Raw genomic sequence first — 19373 nt, 5'->3', positions numbered from 1 at the left:
GAGCGGGCTTGCTCGCGATTGCGCAGTGTCAGTCACTGTATTTGGCGACTGATCCATTGCTATCGGGAGCAAGCCCCCTCCCACATTGGGTTTTGCATTTCTTCGGTTAAGTGTACGAAACGTCTGCAATGGCTTGCGCCAGCAGCGTCAATCGCGTCGCATCGATCCCCGCGACGTTGGCCCGCCCCGAACTGACCATATACACGCTGTGTTTCTCGCGCAGTTGCTTGACCTGTTCGGCGCTCAAGCCGGTATAGGAAAACATCCCACGTTGCGCGCCGATATGTGCAAAGCGTTCGGCCAGCCCGTGTGGCGCGAGGGCCTCCACCAGCCCGGCGCGTAACTGTGCGATGCGCGAGCGCATGGCTTCGACTTCGTCGCTCCACTGTGCCTTCAGCTGGGCATCGCCGAGGATCGTCGCGACGACTGCCGCGCCGTGATCCGGCGGAGTCGACCACAGGTTGCGCGCGATATTCGCCAACTGGCTGCGCACATCCGTCAGCTTTTCGGCATCCGCCGCACACACGATCAGCGCGCCGACACGGTCGCTATACAGGCCGAAGTTCTTCGAGCAGGAGCTGGTGATCAACACTTCCGGCAGCTCGCTCGCGAACAGGCGCACCGCCCAGGCATCCTGCTCCAGGCCGTCGCCAAAGCCCTGGTAGGCGAAGTCGATCAGCGGCAGCAGGTGGCGCTCGCGCACGATCTGCAGGACCTGGCGCCAGTCAGCCTGGGACAGGTCGAAACCGGTCGGGTTATGGCAGCAGGCGTGCAGCAGCACCACGTCGCCCTCGGGCACCGTGGATAAGGTCGCCAGCATCGCGCTCACATCCAGGTGATTGTCCGCGCCGACGTAAGGGTAGTGACTGACCTTGATCCCGGCCTTGGCGAAGATGCTTTCGTGGATCGGCCAGGTCGGGTTGCTCAGCCATACGCCGCGGCCGGGCAGGCTGTGGGCGATAAAGTCGGCGCTCAGGCGCAGGGCGCCGGTGCCGCCTGGAGTCTGGGTCGCACCGGCACGGTGTGCGCGCAGCAGCGTGGACTCGGCGCCGAGCACCAGTTCGCTGATCAATCTGCCGAACGCAGCGTCGCCGTGGCCGCCAATGTAGGTCTTGGTGGTTTGCTGCTCCACCAGGCGCTGCTCGGCGAGTTTCACGGAAGGGAGGATCGGTGTCAGCCCCTGGTCGTCCTTGTACACGCCCACGCCGAGGTCGAACTTGTTCGGGTTGGCATCCTGGGCATACAGGTCCATCAGCCCGAGGATCGGGTCGCCGGGCACGCGGCCAATCGCATCGAAGTGCATTATTTGCGGCCCTCGGCATCCTTGGCCACTTCGTCGGTGCGCGCGGCCATGATGAAGTCGTTGCGGTGCAGGCCTTTGATGGAGTGGCTCCACCAGGTCACCGTGACCTTGCCCCACTCGGTGAGCAGGCCTGGGTGGTGACCTTCGGCTTCGGAAATGGCGCCCATGGCGTTGGTAAAGGCCAGGGCGAACTTGAAGTTCTTGAACAGGAAAACCTTTTCCAGTTGCATGACGCCATCGCGGACTTCGATGTTCCAGTCGGGGATCTGCTTGAGCAGCACCGGCAGTTCTTCATCGCTGACTTGCGGGGCATCGGCGCGGCAGGCTTCGCAGTGGGCTTGGTTCAAGGTGGTCATGTGGGGTGTCCTGAATTCGAGTGTCTGGAAAACGGTCGTCAGTGGCGTCACCCTAAAGCAACGCGGGGCCAGGGAACAGATTCACCTGGTATCAAAACCTACGGTTCACGCCGCTTTGGGTTTGGGTGGGAACTTCGGTGCGTGCAGACCCAACTGCATGCCGCGCTCGACCATGCCCATGATGTCTTCCTGGGCGACATCGAACAGGCGCTTGAGCTCGGGCAAGACAAAATATAGCGGTTGCAGGATGTCGATGCGATACGGTGTACGCATCGCCTCCAGCGGGTCGAAGGCCTGGTGCTCGGGTTCGGACGACAGGCTGTACACCGTTTCCTTGGGCGACGACAAAATACCGCCACCGTAGATGCGCCGGCCTGCGGGCGTATCCACCAGGCCAAACTCGATGGTCATCCAGTACAGGCGCGCCAGGTACACGCGCTGCTCTTTGGTGGCCGCGAGGCCGAGCTTGCCGTAGGTGTGGGTGAATTCGGCGAACCAGGGATTGGTCAGCAGCGGGCAGTGGCCGAAGATCTCGTGGAAAATATCCGGCTCTTGCAGGTAGTCCAGTTCTTCACGGGTGCGAATAAAAGTCGCCACCGGAAACTGCTTGTTGGCGAGTAACTCAAAGAACGTCTGGAAGGGGATCAGCGCCGGCACGCGGGCGACTTGCCAGCCGGTGGTCTCGGCCAGCACCGTGTTGATTTCGCTCAGTTGCGGGATGCGGTCCAGGGGCAGGCCGAGCTTGTCGATGCCGTCCAGGTATTCCTGGCAGGCCCGGCCCTCGATCACCTTCAACTGGCGTGTGATCAGGGTGTTCCACACCGCGTGTTCTTCCGGCGGGTAGTGGATAAAACCTTGCGCATCGGGCTCGCGGGCCACGTAGTGCGTCTGCTTCATACGGCTCTCCTGCTAGGCATTCGTTCTTGTTATGTCCTGCGATGTACGTATTGATAACCCGATTGGGGCGAGATTTCAGCGACCTGCATAAGGGGGCCGTAGGAAAATTTACCGATATTCGTAAAGTATTCGTTACGAATTGGCTGTTCATTGATGTGTTGGGCTGTGAAAAGACGACTGACTGTCACATAATCTTGACGACTATCTGCGCCCAGCGACAAAAAGACGCGGCGCCTACCCTTCTTCGGGCCTTTTCATGCGTATCAAAGTGCATTGCCAGAACCGCATCGGCATCCTGCGGGACATTCTCAACCTGTTGGTGGAGTACGGCGTCAACGTCGCCAAGGGCGAGGTCGGCGGTGAGCATGGCAATGCCATCTACCTGTTCTGTCCGAATCTGGTGAACATGCAATTCCAGGCCTTGCGCCCGCAGTTCGAGGCGATTGCCGGGGTGTTTGGCGTAAAGCGTGTGGGGCTCATGCCCAGCGAACGTCGGCACATGGAGCTCAATGCGTTGCTCGGGGCCCTGGAGTTTCCGGTGCTGTCCATCGACATGGGCGGCTCGATCGTCGCCGCTAACCGCGCGGCCGCGCAGTTGCTCGGGGTGCGGGTGGACGAGGTGCCGGGCATCCCGCTGTCGCGTTACGCCGAGGATTTCGACTTGCCGGAACTGGTGCGCGCGAGCAAATCGCGGATCAATGGCCTGCGGGTCAAGGTCAAGGGTGACGTATTCCTGGCGGACATCGCGCCGCTGCAATCCGCCGAACACGACGACAGCGAAGCCATGGCCGGCGCAGTGTTGACCCTGCACCGTGCCGACCGCGTCGGTGAGCGCATCTACAATGTGCGCAAGCAGGAGCTGCGTGGCTTCGACAGCATCTTCCAGAGTTCCAAGGTCATGGCTGCCGTGGTCCGTGAGGCCCGACGCATGGCGCCGCTGGATGCGCCGCTACTAATAGAAGGCGAAACCGGCACCGGCAAGGAGCTGCTTGCCCGCGCCTGTCACTTGGCCAGCCCTCGTGGCCAATCGCCGTTGATGGCGCTCAATTGTGCCGGTTTGCCGGAGTCGATGGCCGAGACCGAGCTGTTCGGCTACGGCCCCGGCGCTTTTGAAGGGGCACGGGCCGAGGGCAAGCTGGGGCTGCTGGAGCTGACGGCGGGCGGTACGCTATTTCTTGATGGCGTCGGGGAAATGAGCGCACGCCTGCAGGTGAAGTTGCTGCGGTTCCTGCAGGACGGTTGCTTTCGCCGAGTCGGCAGCGATGAAGAGGTGTACCTGGATGTGCGGGTGATCTGCGCAACCCAGGTGGACCTCTCGGAACTCTGCGCGCGGGGCGAATTCCGTCAGGACCTTTATCACCGCCTGAACGTGCTGTCGCTGCATATCCCGCCGCTGCGCGAATGCCTCGATGGCCTGGCGCCGCTGGTGGAACACTTCCTCGATCAAGCCAGCCGGCAGATCGGCTGCCCGTTGCCCAAACTGGCTTCGGCGGCCATGGAGCGACTCAGCCATTACCACTGGCCGGGCAATGTACGGCAGCTGGAAAACGTCCTGTTCCAGGCGGTGTCGCTGTGTGAGGGCGGGACGGTCAAGGCTGAACACATTCGTCTGCCGGACTATGGCGTGCGTCAGCCGCTTGGCGATTTCTCTCTGGAGGGCGGCCTGGAAGCCATCGTCGGCCGGTTTGAAAAGGCCGTGCTGGAAAGTCTGTATGCCGAACATCCCAGCAGTCGGCAGTTGGGCAAGCGCTTGGGCGTTTCCCATACAACGATTGCCAACAAGTTGCGGGATTATGGTTTGGGCAAAGAGGGCAAAACCCCTGAACACGCTGCTCGATAGACGCCATGTCCAGGGTTTTTCTGCGAGGGGTGACACGGCGGCGTCAATACATCGCGTAGCTTGGATCTTGATGGATGAGCACGGTGTCATCTGTTTCTTTCTCAACCCAGGCCATGTAAGGCGCTTCATTGGGTGGGGGGGAAAAGAGTGTGGTCAGTGCGTAGTCTTTATGGTTCTGCAGTTTTTCAAGGCTCTGATTGATCTCCGGAGGAAGACGCCCGTACTTTCCGGATCTCAGTTCGTTGGCAGAAATCCCTTCGTTGTTATAGGTGGGTATAAGCATTGATAAGTCGATATGTTCAAGTAACGCTGAGCCATTGGGCGGAAATACCGTCCCCTCTGTAGAACTTTCGATTTCAATGGGGCTGCCGCCGTTTTCAGGGAACCATGCCAATGATCCGCTTATTGAGTCATTCTCCTCTTTAACGCGAGAGACCAATTGGTAGTTTTGGTTCTTATCCAGTTTTTCCAGTTCCCTGAGTGCGCTGTGCGATAACGCTCCAAACTTGCCGCTGCGTACATCGTTGGCGGACACGCCCAGGCCGGTCTCGATGGTCCTGCCGGGGATGTTGTCCAGCAGCTCCAGGAACGCCGAGTTCGTCGGGTCTAGGTCGCAACAGGGCGGCAGTGTCCCGGCATCGTACTCCCCAGCTCGGCTTTCCCAGTATTCTTTATTGTTAGGATTCAGCTCCGGGTGTATCTCCAACTCGCGCCGTTGTTCGGGTGATAGGCTGCTTAATGGCTCGAACCGGTCTAGAATTTCGTTATAAGAAAATTGTTTTTGCCAAGTTGTCGTCATGTGCGTATGGGGTGCATTATCAATGCCAGGCATTTCAGTATCCTTGGAAAATAATAAGTTGATAAGGTGCGAATGATCGGAAAGTAGTCGTGACCGCTTTGCGTCGCACCGAAGTTACGGGTGCTGTATTTGAACGCCAAGTGGGTTTTGATCAGTAAATGTAAAAAGCTATCGGACTATTCTTGTTTGGAGTTGGCTTTGTCGGGGTTTTATAAAAAACAAGCCAGCTACATATGTACTCACGCATTTACGGGGCCGTCAGGCATATGGTTTTTTTGGCGCTTGTAATGGTCGGACAACAAAACCTCGGCCCCGTCGTTTCGAGGTGGCCAACGGGGAGGGCAAGTGCCCAGTGGCTTGCCAAGTGTTTCAGCGGTTCGGCGTGCTCCGCGCTCCACCCATGCGTAGCGCTTGAGCGCCGGGAAAAGCCTGCGGGACACCAAGCGTTGCCGTCTGCGGCATAACTCCGCCGTTTTTTCGACTCCGCCTGGGCCTGCCTTTTTTCACGCCTTGCCGCAAACCCTTGCCCCGCCTGGGCTTTCTGCACTTTTTGAAAGTTGGTTCGCAAATTGCTTAAGCCTCATCAGTACAGCGGTGGGCGGCAAGCGTCCGTCAGAAAGAGGATAGAGCGTGGACAAGTACCTTTACGTGGCAATGACCGGCGCCAGCCAGAATGCTCTGGCGCAGAAGGCCCATGCCAACAATCTGGCGAACATTTCCACCAACGGCTTCCAGCGTGACCTTGAGCAGGCGCGCTCGATGCCGGTGTTCGGTGACAGCTTTCCGGCGCGGGCGTTTGCCATGACCGAGCGGCCTGCCACCGACTTCTCTCCGGGTGCCATGATCGAAACCGGTCGTGACCTCGATGTGGCGGTCAGCGGTGACGGTTGGATGGCCGTGCAAACCCCCGATGGCAGCGAAGCCTACGTGCGCAGCGCCAGCATGAATGTGGATGCGCTCGGCGTGCTGCGGGCCGGCAATGGCATGCCGATCATGGGCAACGGTGGTCCGATCGCCGTGCCGCCGCAGCAGAAGATCGAAGTAGGCGCCGACGGCACCGTCAGCATCCGCGCAATGGGTGAAGGCCCGCGGGTGATGGCTGAAGTGGACCGGATCAAGCTGGTCCAGCCCGACCTCAAGAACATGACCAAAGGCCTGGACGGCACCATCCACACCAAGGACGGCCAGCCGGCCCAGGCCGACGCGAACGTCAAGCTGACCTCGGGGTTCCTGCAGGCGAGCAACGTCAATGCGGTGGAAGAAATGACCGCGGTGCTGGCGCTTTCCAAGCAGTTCGAGCTGCACATCAAGATGATGAACAGCGCTAAAGAAGACGACCAGGCCATGACCCGCGTTCTGGCGATGAGCTGATAGCGGTTTCACTGAATACTAATTTTGCGGCGCAGCGCCAACAAACAGGCGCACGAAGGAGAACAGCATGCTTCCGGCTCTATGGGTTGCCAAAACAGGTCTGTCCGCCCAGGACACCAACCTGACCACCATCTCCAACAACCTGGCGAACGTTTCGACCACGGGCTTCAAACGTGATCGCGCCGAGTTCCAGGACCTGCTCTATCAGATCAAGCGCCAGCCAGGCGCCCAGTCGACCCAGGACAGCGAACTGCCGTCGGGCCTGCAATTGGGTACCGGTGTGAAGATCGTCGGCACCCAGAAGAACTTCACGGCCGGTAACCTGCAGCAAACCGGTCAGCCTCTGGATATGGCGATCAACGGCAAAGGGTTCTTCCAGATCCTGCAACCAGACGGGACGACGTCCTACTCTCGTGATGGTTCTTTTCACCTGGACTCCAACGGCCAGATCGTCACGTCCAACGGTTTCGCCCTGGAACCGGCCATTATCGTGCCGGCCAATGCCCAGACCTTCACCGTCGGCAACGATGGCACCGTGTCCATCACCGTGGCGGGCAACCCGGCGTCGCAAGTGATCGGCAACCTGCAAACCGCCGACTTCATCAACCCGGCCGGCCTGCAAGCCATCGGCGGCAACCTGTTCCTGGAAACCGCCTCCAGTGGCGCGCCGCAAATCGGCACTCCGGGCTTGAACGGCTTCGGCACCACGCTGCAAAGCACCCTGGAAACCTCCAACGTCAGCACGGTGGAAGAGATGGTCAACATGATCACCACTCAGCGCGCCTACGAGATGAACTCCAAGGTGATTTCCACCGCCGACCAGATGCTTTCGTTCGTTACGCAGAATCTGTAATCAAGTCTATGGGGCGCTCCTGAGGGCGCCTGCAACACCGTGAGGTTAGGGTCATGAATCGCTATGTTTCCGTTCTGGCATTGAGTGGGATTGCCGTGCTCGCGGGCTGTGTCGCCCCGACGCCAAAACCCAATGACCCGTACTACGCGCCGGTGTTGCCACGCACACCGCTGCCGGCGGCGGCCAATAACGGCTCGATCTACCAGGCCGGTTTCGAACAGAACCTGTACAGCGACCGCAAGGCGTTCCGGGTCGGTGACATCATCACCATCACCCTCAACGAGAAGACCACGGCCAGCAAGAACGCCAACTCGCAGGTGGGCAAGACCAGCAAGACCGGTATTGGCCTGACCTCGTTGTTTGGTGCCGTGCCGAACACCAACAACCCCTTGGGCAGTGGCGACTTGAGTTTGAGCGCAGGCTACAGCGGTGACCGCGCCACCAACGGCAAGAGCTCCGCTGGGCAGAACAACAGCCTGACCGGTTCGATCACCGTGACGGTGGCCGATGTATTGCCCAACGGCATCATCGCCGTGCGCGGTGAGAAGTGGATGACCCTCAACAGTGGTGACGAGCTGGTACGCATCGCCGGCATGGTCCGTGCCGATGACATTGCCACCGACAACACGGTGCCTTCGACGCGTATTGCCGATGCGCGCATTACCTACTCGGGTACGGGTTCGTTTGCTGATGCGAGTCAGCCGGGCTGGTTCGACCGTTTCTTCCTTAGCCCGCTGTTCCCTTTCTAGGTGGCCACTTTGAAATTCAAACAGCTGATGGCGGCGGCACTGTTGCTGTCCCTGAGCGCAGTCGCCCAGGCTGAACGCCTGAAAGACATCGCCAGCATTTCCGGCGTGCGTTCTAACCAGTTGATCGGCTACGGCCTGGTGGTCGGGCTTAACGGTACGGGTGACCAGACCACCCAGACCCCGTTCACCCTGCAGACCTTCAACAACATGCTCTCGCAGTTCGGCATCAAGGTGCCGTCGGGCTCGGGCACCGTGCAGCTGAAAAACGTCGCGGCCGTGTCCATCAGTGCCGACTTGCCGGCGTTCTCCAAGCCGGGTCAGGTGGTGGACATTACCGTGTCGTCCATCGGTAACTCGAAAAGCCTGCGCGGCGGCACCCTGTTGATGACGCCGCTCAAAGGTATCGACGGCAACGTCTACGCCATCGCCCAGGGCAACCTGGTGGTGGGCGGGTTTGACGCTGAAGGTCGCGACGGTTCGAAGATTACGGTGAACGTGCCATCGGCCGGGCGCATCCCTGGCGGCGCCACGGTTGAACGCACCGTGCCCAGCGGTTTCAACCAGGGCAACAGCCTGACCCTGAACCTCAACCGTTCCGACTTCACCACCGCCAAGCGCGTGGTCGACAAGATCAACGACATGCTCGGCCCTGGCGTCGCCCAGGCCATCGACGGCGGCTCGATCCGGGTCACTGCGCCGCTGGACCCAAGCCAGCGCGTGGATTACCTGTCGATCCTGGAAAACCTCGAGGTCGACCCCGGCCAGGCAGTGGCCAAAGTCATTATCAACTCGCGCACCGGCACTATCGTGATCGGCCAGAACGTCAAAGTGTCGCCGGCCGCGGTGACCCACGGCAGCCTGACAGTGACCATTACCGAAGACCCGATCGTCAGCCAGCCTGGGCCGTTGTCCAATGGCCAGACCGCCGTGGTACCGCGCTCGCGGGTGAACGCCCAGCAAGAAGCCAAGCCAATGTTCAAGTTCGGCCCCGGCACCACCCTGGACGAGATTGTCCGCGCGGTGAACCAGGTGGGCGCGGCGCCCGGCGACTTGATGGCGATCCTCGAAGCATTGAAACAGGCCGGCGCCTTGCAAGCCGACCTGATTGTGATCTGAGGCCATGGCCATGGATATGCGCAACAGCGGGATCAGCAGCACGGCGGACTCGGGGTCTTATTCCGACCTGAACCGGCTTAACCAGCTCAAGGTCGGCGCCGACAAGAACAGCGACGGCAACATGCGCAAAGTGGCGCAGGAGTTCGAGTCGCTGTTCCTCAGCGAGATGCTCAAGTCGATGCGCTCGGCCACCGACGCCCTGGGCAAGGACAATCCGCTGAACACTCCGGCCGCCAAGCAGTACCAGGAAATGTACGACCAGCAGTTGGCTGTCTCGATGTCCCGCGAAGGCGGTGGTATCGGCCTGGCCGACGTGCTGATGCGTCAGATGCAGAAGAACAAGCCGGTGGACGCCCAGGCGGCCACCTTGCAGGGCCCGGCGGCGGCTGAGCCGGTGAAGAAAGTCGACGTACCGACGGAAATCGCCGCCGGCACCCAGGCGACCGGGCCGCTGGGCCGCTCCAATGGCCAGCGCCCACTGTGGGCCTACCGCGTGGCTGTCCCCGAAGGCGCCAGCGCTCACACCAACGACGTGGCTCTGATGAACCAGCGCCGCCTCGCCTTGCCGAGCAAACTGACCGATCGACTGCTCGCCGGCATCGTGCCGAGCGCGCCGGTCGCGATCGATGCCAATCGCGCGCCACTGCGTAACAGCGTCGCCGATGACAACGTGATCAACAGCAGCGCACGCAGTTTTGCCGTGCCCAGCGGCCGCATGCAGGTCTACGGCCGCGCCGTGGCCCAGCCGCCGTTGGCCCCGGCGAAGAAAGCCTTCAGTTCCCAGGACGAATTTGTCGCCACCATGTTGCCGATGGCCAAGGCTGCCGCGGCGCGTATCGGTGTCGATCCGAAGTACCTGGTGGCCCAGGCCGCCCTGGAAACCGGTTGGGGCAAGTCGGTGATGCGCGCCGACGACGGCAGCAGCAGCCACAACCTGTTCGGTATCAAGGCCGGCCAGAGCTGGCAGGGCGGCCAGGCCCGTGCGATCACCAGCGAGTTTCGCGATGGCGCGATGGTCAAGGAAACGGCGCAGTTCCGTTCCTACGATTCCTACCAGGACAGCTTCCATGACCTGGTGACGTTGTTGCAAAGCAATGATCGCTATAAAGAAGTTGTGAAGTCAGCCGACAACCCGGAACAGTTTGTGCGCGAGTTGCAAAAAGCCGGCTATGCCACCGATCCGGATTACGCCAGCAAGATTTCGCAGATTGCCAAAACGATGAACAGCTACCAGAACTACGCTGCCGCGGGCGCGACCACTCATTTATAAGGTCTGAATCATGAGTTTGCTCAATATCGGGATGTCGGGGCTAAACGCCGCTCAAGGATCGTTGTCGGTCTTAAGTAACAACATCGCCAACGCCAATACCGCAGGCTACTCGCGTCAGCAGACCACTCAGAGCGCCAGCGCTTCGAACCAGTACGGCGGTGTGTTCATCGGCAGTGGCACGACGTTGGCGGATGTGCGGCGCGTGTACAACGAGTACCTGGATTCGGCTTACCAGAACAGTACTGCGCTGAATAATGACGCCAAGGCGTATCAGGACCAGATCGGTGCCGTGGATAAGGTACTGTCGGACAAAAACACCGGCCTGTCGTCGGTGCTCAGCTCCTTTTTCGCGACCCTGCAGACGGCATCGTCCAACCCCAACGATCTTTCCGCCCGGCAACTGTTGGTCAGCAATGCACAGACCTTGAGCAATCGCTTCAACTCCATCTCTACCCAGCTGACTCAGCAGAAAGAAACCATCAACAGCCAGTTGAGCACCATGAGTGATCAGGTCAATCAATTGACTTCATCGATTGCCGCGCTCAACAAACAGATCTTCCAGGTTCAGGGCGCGTCGGGCAATGCGCCAGCCAACTTGCTTGACTCGCGCAACGAGGCGGTTCGCTCGCTGAATGAGTTGATTGGGGTAACGGTCACTGAGAAGAATGGCCAGTTCAGCGTGAACACTGGCAGCGGCCAGTCGCTGGTAGAGGGGGGGACTTCCAACACTATTTCGGCGGTGCCAAGTAGCACCGACAATAGTCAATACACCATCCAACTGAATGTGAGCGGCACCGCCATGGACCTGGGGTCAGTGGTCAGTGGCGGAAGCATCGGTGGCCTGCTGCGGTATCGCAATGATGCCTTGATGCCGGCGATCAATGACCTGGGGCGTATCGCCATCGCGACTGCGGACACCTTTAACAATCAGCTTGGTCAAGGCCTGGATTTGAACGGCGACTTTGGTGTGTCCTTGTTCAAGGATGTCAACAGCGCAGTCGCCATCGCTTCGCGCAGCCAGGGTACTGCGGGGAATAGTGCGGGTTCAGGTAACCTGAATGTATCGATCAGTGACAGCAGCAAGCTCTCGACCTTCGATTACAAGATGACCTTTAGCGACAGCACCAACCTCAACAAGGTGACGGTGCTGCGCTCGGATGGCAAGGCCATGGGGGTCGTTGATCTCAGCGCCACGCCGCCGACTCAGATCGATGGTTTCACCCTGTCGCTGGACGGCAAAGGTCCGATGGCGTTGGGCGACAGTTTCAAGGTCAGTCCGACCGCCACTGGCGCAAGCGGTATCGGCGTCGCGCTCACCGACGCGAACAAGCTGGCGTTTGCCGGGCCGCTGGCGGGCACCAGCAGCAGCACCAACAGTGGCACGGGGACGTTTACCCAGCCCGTCTTGACCGCGCCCCTGGATATTCATGGCGGCGCCGACACCGCACAGTTGCGTGCAGGCATCGAGAACTCGATGCCGGTAAAAATGGTCTTCGGCAAACCGGCCACCGACGGTACTCAGTCCTATACCCTGAATGATGCGCAGGGCAACCCGATTGGCTCCGGCACCATTATTCCGGGGCAGGGCAACAAGATCACCGTGGATGTGCCGATGCGTGACGCCGCCGGCGCTGCGATCCCGGGCAAGAGCTTCAAGTTCGACACGACAGTCAACGGTTCTCCGGCCGCGGGTGACAGCACCACCTTTGCCTTCAACAGCGGCGGTAAGTCCGACGGCCGTAACGCCCAGTCCCTGCTCGACCTGCAGACCAAGGCTAGTGTCGGGATGGGGGACGGAAACACGGGCGTGAGCCTGGTTGCGGCGAACAGTCGCCTCGTGTCGCAGGTCGGTTCCAAGGCGAGCCAGGCTGGCGTCGACACCACGGCTACTGGCGCGTTGCTCAGCGCCAACAAGGAAGCGCGCAACTCAGTGTCCGGGGTTAACCTGGATGACGAGGCCGGCGACATGATCAGGTTTCAGCAGTACTACACCGCGTCGTCGCAGATCATCAAGGCTGCGCAAGAAACCTTCACCACCCTGATGAATGCCCTTTAAAGGAGACTGCGGCGATGCGTATTTCTACACAGCAATATTTTGAAACCAGCTCCGCCAAGTATCAGGATAACTATTCCAGTGTGGTCAAGGCGCAGGACCAGGCAAGTTCCGGCGTGCGGGTGCAAACGGCGGCGGATGATCCGGTGGCGGCGGCACGGTTGTTGATGCTGCAGCAGCAGAAAGACATGCTGGGGCAGTTCAACGGCAATATCGATACGTTGAAGAATTCGCTGAACACCGAAGACAGCGTACTGGAAAACATTAATACTGCGCTGCAAAAGGCCAGTGAGTTGGCACTCAAGGCCGGTAACGTCGGGATCAGTGACGCTGACCGTAAATCGATTGCCGCCGAGGTCGGTTCGATCGAAGACCAGGTGCTAGGCCTGCTCAATACCAAGGATGCCAATGGTAACTACCTGTTCTCCGGGAGCAAGACCGACACGCAGCCTTACTTGCGTAACAATGATGGCACTTACAGCTACCAGGGGGATGACGTCCCCTTGAGTCTGAAAGTGGCGGAAAACCTGTCGATATCGATGGGGGATACCGCGAAGGCCATGCTCGAAAATTCGGCGAACACCGGCCGTACCCAAACGACGCGCGTGCTCGTGCCGCCGGCGGTCGATGACAACAAAGTGACTGTATCGGCCGGTTTGATTGCTTCTGGGGCTAGCTACAACAGCAGCTTTGCCGACGGCCAGCCGTATAAGCTGACGTTCACCAGCAGCACCCAGTACACGGTGAGCGACAGTGCCGGCAACGACATCACCTCCGAAATTCCCGGTAACGGTACCTTTGACTCGACCAAGGAAGGCGCTTCGACCATCAAGCTGCGCGGGGTCAAGTTCGACATTGGCTTGAACTTGGGCGAAGGCGTGGCACCAGGCGCAGCCTCGGATGCGCTGGTCAAGGATCGAGAATTCAGCTTGTCGGTCAAGCCGGACACATTCAGTGTTTCGCGTACCCCAAGCAATCCGACCTCGGCGCAATTGAGCGGTGGTCAGGTGACTGATCCGACTGCTTACGCCAGCACCTTTCCCAACTCCGGTATGGTCGTCAAGTTTGGGGCGGCGGGTGTCTACAATGTCTATGCACAACCATTTACGGCGGACAGCAAGGCCATCGCCAACGGCACCTTGGCCGTAGGCGACACCTCGATTACGACCGCAGGCGTGACGTTTGGCGTTACCACCGCGCCGGCGCCGGCTGATGGCGACCAGTTTACGATCGGGGCCACCAGTAACAAGAATGAAAACGTTCTCGACACCCTCAGCCATTTGCGCAAAACCCTTGAAGCACCGTCGGATGGTAATCCTGCGGCGCAGAAGGAACTCAAGGATGTGGTCGCCCGGTCCATCGGCAATCTGACCAATGCCTACAGCCAGATCGACCAAGTGCGTGGCTCTATTGGTGCGCGACTTAACGGCCTGGATATCCAGACGCAGGAGAACACCAGCCTGAGCCTGGCGAATGCCACGACGATGAACGCGTTGGGTAACGTTGACTTCGCTGATGCCGCGATCAATCTGAGTTTGCAGCAAACCATGTTGCAGGCATCGCAACTGGCGTTCGTGAAAATTTCCCAGTTGAGCCTGTTCAATAAGATGTAATCAGCTGGCGGTCACGCAGCGGCTCACCCTGGAAACAGGCTGGGCCGTTGTCATTTTTGGCTCGCAATTTTTTGAAGGTTTTGCACAAACCGCACAAAATTGAGTGACCTGTGAGTCATAAAGCGCATCTTCACTGTATCGTATGAAAAGGATAAGTCGTCACAGGGTCCTTGCTGGGCGGCTTTCAGCGAAATTGTCATGGGGTTATCCCCTTTATTGTCAGCACTCCAGGCGTCGTCCGAGGGGTGTTCTCCAGCTATTTAGTATTGGGAAGCCACAATGATTGGCATAAAAAGCATCGCCAGTTACGTGCCGGCCGACGGGATCGATAATTACGCCCAGGGTGCCAAATTCGCCAAGGATGAAGAGTTCATCATTGGCAAGATCGGGTCGGCATTCCTGCCGCGCAAGGAAGCTGGGCAGGAGACCTCCGACCTGTGTGTCGAAGCGGTCAATGCATTGTTTGCCAACAACCCGCAGTTGAAGCGTGAGTCCATCGACGCGCTGATCGTCGTCACCCAGAACGGCGACGAAGAGGGCTTGCCCCACACCGCCGCCATCGTCCAGGACAAACTTGGCCTGCCGACTCACGTCGCTGCCTTTGACCTTTCCCTGGGTTGCTCCGGCTACGTCTATGGCATCTACGCGATGAAGGGCTTCATGGAGGCCACCGGCCTGAAGAACGGCCTGCTGATCACCGCCGATCCGTATTCGAAGATCGTCGACCCGGAAGACCGCAACACCACCATGCTGTTCGGCGATGCCGCCACTGCGACCTGGATGGGTGAAGATGCCTCGTGGTTGCTCGGCAAAGCCAAGTTCGGCACCGACGGCTCCGGCGCACCGCACTTGAAAGTCAGCGACGGCGTGTTCTTCATGAATGGCCGCCAGGTGTTCAACTTCGCCTTGCTCAAAGTGCCGGCGCACTTGCACGCGCTGCTCGATGAGTCGGACCTCAAGGCCGACGACATCGATGCCTTCTGCATTCACCAGGGCAGTGCGGCGATCGTCGACGCCGTGGCGCGGCGTTTCGAAGATGCGCCAGTGGACAAGTTCATCAAGGACATGGTCGAGACCGGCAACACCGTGTCGTCGAGCATTCCGTTGCTGCTGGAAAAGCACGCGATGGACTCCACCTGGAAACGCGTGGCAATCAGCGGATTTGGGGTGGGCCTGTCCTGGGGCTCGGCGATTCTCTATCGTCCGTGACGCTTAAATAGGTTGCACGCGCTTCAAGCATGAAGACGCCGATGATCGAACGATCATCGGCGTTTTTTATTTGACGCCAGAAAAACCAATGAAATCAGGCCTTTTTGCCGAACTAAGCCCTTGAATTACAAGGGGTGGCACGGTGCTAGTAAAAAAAATCAAAAAACTCCTCAAGCAACCGGCTACCACGACGATAACTATTACGTAGGTTCTCTAGGCCACACCCGGCGGTTGCCAGGGCCGGAAGCCGAAGCATCCAATCAACGAGGATTTTGTCATGGCATTATCAGTAAACACTAACATCACTTCCCTGGGTGTCCAGAAGAACCTGAACAAAGCTTCCGACGCTCTGAGCACTGCGATGAACCGTCTGTCGACTGGTAAGAAGATCAACAGCGCCAAAGATGACGCCGCCGGCATGCAGATCGCCAACCGTCTGGGTAACCAGGTTAAAGGCTTGAACGTTGCAATTGCTAACGCCGCCAACGGTACTTCGATCGCCCAGACAGCTGAAGGCGCGATGCAAGAATCCACCAACACCCTGCAGCGTCTGCGTGAACTCGCCCTGCAAGCGGCGAACGGTGATAAAAGCGACGCTGACCGTGTTTCTCTGCAGCAAGAATTCACTGCGAAAGTGGGTGAGCTGACCCGTATTGCCAACACCACTACCTTCGGTGGTCGTAACCTGCTGGACGGTACGTTCAACAACGTCGCTTTCCAAATCGGTGCCAATGCCAACGAAACTATTTCGTTCGGTATGACCGACATCAGCGCCACAGCCCTGAAAGGTACCTACAGCGAAGCCAGCGTTAACGGCGGCGCTCTGGCGGGTATCAGCGCTACTGCCATCGGTGCGTCCCTGTCGGGTGCCAAGGTTACGGGTGCTGCTACCGCTGCGCTTAACTCCGGTGGCGCTGGCGCTGCCGCAGCATCAACCTTGACCATCAACGGCAAAAACGTTGCTATTTCTGTCGCAGACAAAGGTGCAGCCATCGCCACTGCGATCAACGCTGCCAACACCGGTGCCACCGCTGTATGGGATGACACAGGCAACAAAATGACTCTGAGCTCCAGCAGTGCTATCACTGTTACAGGTGGTGCCGCTGTAGGCTTGACCGACACGACGACTGCTACTTCAGCTGCAACCGGTGCGACTACGCTGAGCGCTGCTGGTGCAATCAGTGTTAACGGCAAGGCTGTGACATGGGCTGCCAACGCAACCATCACTAGCGTACTGACCAGCATCAAAACTGCTGTAGGTGGTACTGGCGACGCTACTATCGGTACAGACGGCCGCATCCAGGTTAAATCCGCAGGCGGCGCTGACGTGGCCCTGTCCAACACCACTGCTGGCTCTCTGTCGGCTCTGGGTCTGTCGGCTGGTACTTCCCAAGCCAAATTGAGCGCAGATACTTCGATCAGCCTGAACGGCGTTGAAGTGAAGTTCAAGGCTGGCGATACCGCTGACGCGATCGTTTCCTCGATCAACAGTGCAAGCACTGGCGCTACTGCCAGCAAAAACTCTGATGGCAGCTTGGCTCTGTTCTCCAAGAAAGACATCGTTGTAGCTGACGGTAGCGCGGGTACTGGTCTGACTGCTCTGGGGCTGACTGCTGGCACCACTACTTCCACTACCCTGGAAACCACAGTTTCCAATCTCAGTGTTCTGACCGCTGCCAGCTCGCAACAGGCTATCCAGGCTCTTGACGGCGCCATGCAGCAGATCGACAGCCAGCGTTCGCAGCTGGGTGCCGTACAAAACCGCTTCGACAGTACCACCGCTAACCTGCAGAGCATTTCGCAGAACTCCAGCGCTGCCAAAGGCCGCGTAGAAGATGCTGACTTCTCTGCCGAAGCTGCTGAGCTTACCAAGCAACAAACCCTGCAACAGGCATCCACTGCGATCCTTGCCCAGGCTAACCAACTGCCATCTGCTGTACTGAAGCTGCTTCAGTAATAGCGCTAGCGGTTAACTGACGGAAGGGTGCGTATACGTGCCCTTTCGTTTTTTCAGTTTTGAGGTGATGACATGGACATGAGCATTAAGCTTAACGCGTCTTACCCGGCTGTAGCGGTTCCGGCCAGCGGCAAGTCTGTCGCCCAGGATGTCCCAGCGGCAAAGGCTACTCCTGCGGCAAAGGATGAATCGGCTCCTGCCGACGAGCCCCAACGCGCAGCGTTGGAAAAAGCGGTAACAGATATCCGCAAGTTTGTGCAGGAGAGTCAGCGCAACCTCGACTTCTCCATTGACGACACCACCCATACCGTCGTCGTCAAAGTCATCGCCACTGACAGCGGAGAGGTAATCCGCCAGATTCCCTCAGAGACTGCGCTGAAATTGGCCCAGGATTTGAGCAAAGCCAGCAGCCTGTTGTTTGATACCAAGGCTTGAGTTGGCACGAAACATGTTTCTGATTGCTGTTAAGCATTAGTGCGCCATTAAAGCAGCAGCCGCAGGACAAGGAGAATAGCAAATGGCTAGTTCAACAATTTCCGGCCCAGGTTCGGGCTACGACACGCAAGCCCTCGTCAAGTCGCTGGTGGGTGCTGAGAGAGCACCCAAACAGACCCAGATTACCAGTCAACAAAAAGATGCGACAGTCCAATTGTCGGCTGTCGGTACGGTGAAGACTGCGCTGGAGGCTTTCCAGGCGGCGATCACCAAGTTGAACAATATTTCCTCGTTCAATGGCTTGGCTGCTACCAGTTCTGAAGATAAAAACGTCAAGGTCACTCTGGGTGACGGCGCATCCAGCGGTAAGTACACCGTTGTGGTGAGTAATCTGGCGACCACGTCAAAAGTTACGAGCAAGGTATTCGAAGGTGGAACCTCCGCCAAGGCGAATAGCTCCGACGACAACCAGACGCTGACCATCAATCAGTCGGGTAAAAGTTACGATGTGACTATCCCTGGCGGCGCGACCCTGCAACAGGTACGTGACTCCATCAACACCCAGTTATCGGCGCAAGGTATCAGTGCCAACGTTCTGAGTGACTCGAAGGGCGCCCGTCTGGTCATTGGCTCCAGCAATAGTGGTGATGGCACGGCGATCACCCTGAGTGGCAACTCCGAACTGGCTGCCGATTATGATCCTGGCAAGGTGCCGGTGAACGCCAAGTACTCTATTGATGGCGTTGCGATGGAGTCCACCACCAACAAGATTACCTCTGCGATCAGTGGTGTGAGCCTTGAGTTACTGACTGAAGACCCGACCAAACCGACCACGACCACTATCACTGTGGGTAGCAGCACTGACACCCTGAAGACATCGGTGCAGTCGTTCGTTACGGCCTACAATGCGCTGATGACCTCAATCAACGCGCAAACCAAGGTCACGGCCACAGGCGACGCGTCGACCACTACTGCAGCAGCCTTGACGGGTGACGCGTCAATGCGTCAGTTGGTGAACGGTTTGCGTGCCGAGTTGGTCAACGGTTCGGGCGGTGGCTCCATCAGCAGCCTGGCCCAGATGGGCGTTACCACCGACCAGAAGACCGGCCTGCTCAGTCTTGACGACAAGACCTGGGACAAGGCTGTAGTGACTGGCGCCGCTGATATTGCCAAGATGTTCACTGGTGACAAGGGCTTGATCAGCCGAATGAACAGCGCAACATCAAGCTATGTCGGCACCACGGGCACGCTGGCCTCGCGCGCGAAAGATCTCAACACCAAATTGACGGATCTGACCACTGAGCAGAGTGCTCTGGATCGCCGGATGGATTCTTTGCAGACATCGCTGACCGCCAAGTACGCTGCAATGGACAGCATGATTGCGCAAATCAACAGCACCAGCTCCAGCATCATGACAACCCTGAATGCGCTGAATAATCCGAAGTCAAACTGAGGATTGACAGCGTAGGGAGCTCGGTGAACGGTGTGCCCAAAGGCGGAGGTTTTTTGTTTTGAGTTAAAGTTTTTGTCAGTGCAGTCGAAATACTGAGTA

The 19373-nt window shown here is 58.7% G+C and carries 16 protein-coding genes; 12 read left to right on the top strand and 4 right to left on the bottom strand.

Annotation, left to right across the window (positions count from 1 at the left end; translation table 11 throughout):
• Positions 1–106: 106 nt before the first annotated feature.
• From PverR02_RS22825 to phhA, 3 genes are all read right to left on the bottom strand, one after another.
• The gene (locus tag PverR02_RS22825) at positions 107–1303 is read right to left on the bottom strand and encodes an amino acid aminotransferase (protein WP_079444463.1); all 1197 of its coding nucleotides are present in this window, start codon (positions 1301–1303) and stop codon (positions 107–109) included.
• Positions 1303–1659, bottom strand: a complete 357-nt coding sequence (locus PverR02_RS22820; RefSeq protein WP_017845357.1) for a 4a-hydroxytetrahydrobiopterin dehydratase — start codon at positions 1657–1659, stop codon at positions 1303–1305. Before PverR02_RS22820 ends, PverR02_RS22825 begins: the two co-directional genes overlap by 1 nt.
• A 105-nt stretch (positions 1660–1764) precedes the next feature.
• On the bottom strand, positions 1765–2556 hold the full coding sequence (phhA, locus tag PverR02_RS22815; protein WP_046382503.1) for a phenylalanine 4-monooxygenase: 792 nt from the start codon (positions 2554–2556) through the stop codon (positions 1765–1767).
• A 256-nt stretch (positions 2557–2812) separates the two neighbouring features.
• On the opposite strand from phhA, the gene PverR02_RS22810 reads away from it, so the two are divergent.
• A complete protein-coding gene (locus tag PverR02_RS22810; RefSeq protein WP_017845359.1) occupies positions 2813–4396 on the top strand; it encodes a sigma-54-dependent phenylalanine hydroxylase transcriptional regulator PhhR in 1584 nt (527 codons plus the stop codon).
• 43 nt (positions 4397–4439) lie between these two features.
• Here the strand turns inward: PverR02_RS22810 and PverR02_RS22805 are convergent, their stop codons facing one another.
• On the bottom strand, positions 4440–5228 hold the full coding sequence (locus PverR02_RS22805; protein WP_079444462.1) for a hypothetical protein: 789 nt from the start codon (positions 5226–5228) through the stop codon (positions 4440–4442).
• 597 nt (positions 5229–5825) lie between these two features.
• Here PverR02_RS22805 and PverR02_RS22800 point away from each other — a divergent pair.
• The 11 genes from PverR02_RS22800 to fliD all read left to right on the top strand — a co-directional run bounded on the left by PverR02_RS22800 (position 5826) and on the right by fliD (position 19274).
• The gene (locus tag PverR02_RS22800; protein ID WP_046382505.1) at positions 5826–6566 is read left to right on the top strand and encodes a flagellar basal body rod protein FlgF; all 741 of its coding nucleotides are present in this window, start codon (positions 5826–5828) and stop codon (positions 6564–6566) included.
• A 67-nt stretch (positions 6567–6633) separates the two neighbouring features.
• Positions 6634–7419: a flagellar basal-body rod protein FlgG gene (flgG, locus tag PverR02_RS22795; protein ID WP_046382506.1), complete on the top strand. Its 786-nt coding sequence runs from the start codon at positions 6634–6636 to the stop codon at positions 7417–7419.
• A 53-nt stretch (positions 7420–7472) separates the two neighbouring features.
• Positions 7473–8168 carry a flagellar basal body L-ring protein FlgH gene (gene flgH / locus PverR02_RS22790; RefSeq protein ID WP_079444461.1) on the top strand — a complete coding sequence of 232 codons (696 nt, stop codon included), beginning with the start codon at positions 7473–7475 and terminating at the stop codon, positions 8166–8168.
• A 27-nt stretch (positions 8169–8195) separates the two neighbouring features.
• Positions 8196–9284, top strand: a complete 1089-nt coding sequence (locus PverR02_RS22785) for a flagellar basal body P-ring protein FlgI (RefSeq protein WP_164887039.1) — start codon at positions 8196–8198, stop codon at positions 9282–9284.
• 4 nt (positions 9285–9288) lie between these two features.
• Complete coding sequence (gene flgJ / locus PverR02_RS22780) at positions 9289–10554, top strand: flagellar assembly peptidoglycan hydrolase FlgJ (protein WP_046382509.1); 1266 nt, start codon at positions 9289–9291, stop codon at positions 10552–10554.
• A gap of 10 nt (positions 10555–10564) precedes the next feature.
• A complete protein-coding gene (gene flgK / locus PverR02_RS22775) occupies positions 10565–12610 on the top strand; it encodes a flagellar hook-associated protein FlgK (protein WP_079444460.1) in 2046 nt (681 codons plus the stop codon).
• 14 nt (positions 12611–12624) lie between these two features.
• Positions 12625–14220: a flagellar hook-associated protein 3 gene (locus PverR02_RS22770; protein WP_046382511.1), complete on the top strand. Its 1596-nt coding sequence runs from the start codon at positions 12625–12627 to the stop codon at positions 14218–14220.
• 279 nt (positions 14221–14499) lie between these two features.
• A complete protein-coding gene (locus PverR02_RS22765) occupies positions 14500–15429 on the top strand; it encodes a ketoacyl-ACP synthase III (protein WP_079444459.1) in 930 nt (309 codons plus the stop codon).
• A gap of 277 nt (positions 15430–15706) precedes the next feature.
• Positions 15707–17386 (top strand): flagellin N-terminal helical domain-containing protein, encoded by a 1680-nt coding sequence (locus tag PverR02_RS22760; RefSeq protein WP_046382513.1) that lies wholly within the window; start codon positions 15707–15709, stop codon positions 17384–17386.
• Between the two features lie 72 nt (positions 17387–17458).
• Positions 17459–17821: a flagellar protein FlaG gene (locus PverR02_RS22755; RefSeq protein ID WP_046382514.1), complete on the top strand. Its 363-nt coding sequence runs from the start codon at positions 17459–17461 to the stop codon at positions 17819–17821.
• 82 nt (positions 17822–17903) lie between these two features.
• Positions 17904–19274, top strand: coding sequence for a flagellar filament capping protein FliD (gene fliD, locus PverR02_RS22750; RefSeq protein WP_046382515.1), 1371 nt, complete (start codon positions 17904–17906; stop codon positions 19272–19274).
• Positions 19275–19373: the final 99 nt, after the last annotated feature.

Source organism: Pseudomonas veronii, from assembly GCF_002028325.1.
Classification (GTDB): domain Bacteria; phylum Pseudomonadota; class Gammaproteobacteria; order Pseudomonadales; family Pseudomonadaceae; genus Aquipseudomonas; species Aquipseudomonas veronii.
This window is presented reverse-complemented; position numbering and strand designations above follow the sequence as displayed.

What these genes read in the sequence shown, in the direction of transcription:
- PverR02_RS22825 (WP_079444463.1), bottom strand. Translation starts at nt 1,303, where the DNA reads ATGCACTTCGATGCGATTGGCCGCGTGCCCGGCGACCCGATCCTCGGG.
- PverR02_RS22820 (WP_017845357.1), bottom strand. Translation starts at nt 1,659, where the DNA reads ATGACCACCTTGAACCAAGCCCACTGCGAAGCCTGCCGCGCCGATGCC.
- phhA (WP_046382503.1), bottom strand. Translation starts at nt 2,556, where the DNA reads ATGAAGCAGACGCACTACGTGGCCCGCGAGCCCGATGCGCAAGGTTTT.
- PverR02_RS22810 (WP_017845359.1), top strand. Translation starts at nt 2,813, where the DNA reads ATGCGTATCAAAGTGCATTGCCAGAACCGCATCGGCATCCTGCGGGAC.
- PverR02_RS22805 (WP_079444462.1), bottom strand. Translation starts at nt 5,228, where the DNA reads ATGCCTGGCATTGATAATGCACCCCATACGCACATGACGACAACTTGG.
- flgG (WP_046382506.1), top strand. Translation starts at nt 6,634, where the DNA reads ATGCTTCCGGCTCTATGGGTTGCCAAAACAGGTCTGTCCGCCCAGGAC.
- flgH (WP_079444461.1), top strand. Translation starts at nt 7,473, where the DNA reads ATGAATCGCTATGTTTCCGTTCTGGCATTGAGTGGGATTGCCGTGCTC.
- PverR02_RS22785 (WP_164887039.1), top strand. Translation starts at nt 8,196, where the DNA reads ATGGCGGCGGCACTGTTGCTGTCCCTGAGCGCAGTCGCCCAGGCTGAA.
- flgJ (WP_046382509.1), top strand. Translation starts at nt 9,289, where the DNA reads ATGGCCATGGATATGCGCAACAGCGGGATCAGCAGCACGGCGGACTCG.
- flgK (WP_079444460.1), top strand. Translation starts at nt 10,565, where the DNA reads ATGAGTTTGCTCAATATCGGGATGTCGGGGCTAAACGCCGCTCAAGGA.
- PverR02_RS22770 (WP_046382511.1), top strand. Translation starts at nt 12,625, where the DNA reads ATGCGTATTTCTACACAGCAATATTTTGAAACCAGCTCCGCCAAGTAT.
- PverR02_RS22765 (WP_079444459.1), top strand. Translation starts at nt 14,500, where the DNA reads ATGATTGGCATAAAAAGCATCGCCAGTTACGTGCCGGCCGACGGGATC.
- PverR02_RS22760 (WP_046382513.1), top strand. Translation starts at nt 15,707, where the DNA reads ATGGCATTATCAGTAAACACTAACATCACTTCCCTGGGTGTCCAGAAG.
- PverR02_RS22755 (WP_046382514.1), top strand. Translation starts at nt 17,459, where the DNA reads ATGGACATGAGCATTAAGCTTAACGCGTCTTACCCGGCTGTAGCGGTT.
- fliD (WP_046382515.1), top strand. Translation starts at nt 17,904, where the DNA reads ATGGCTAGTTCAACAATTTCCGGCCCAGGTTCGGGCTACGACACGCAA.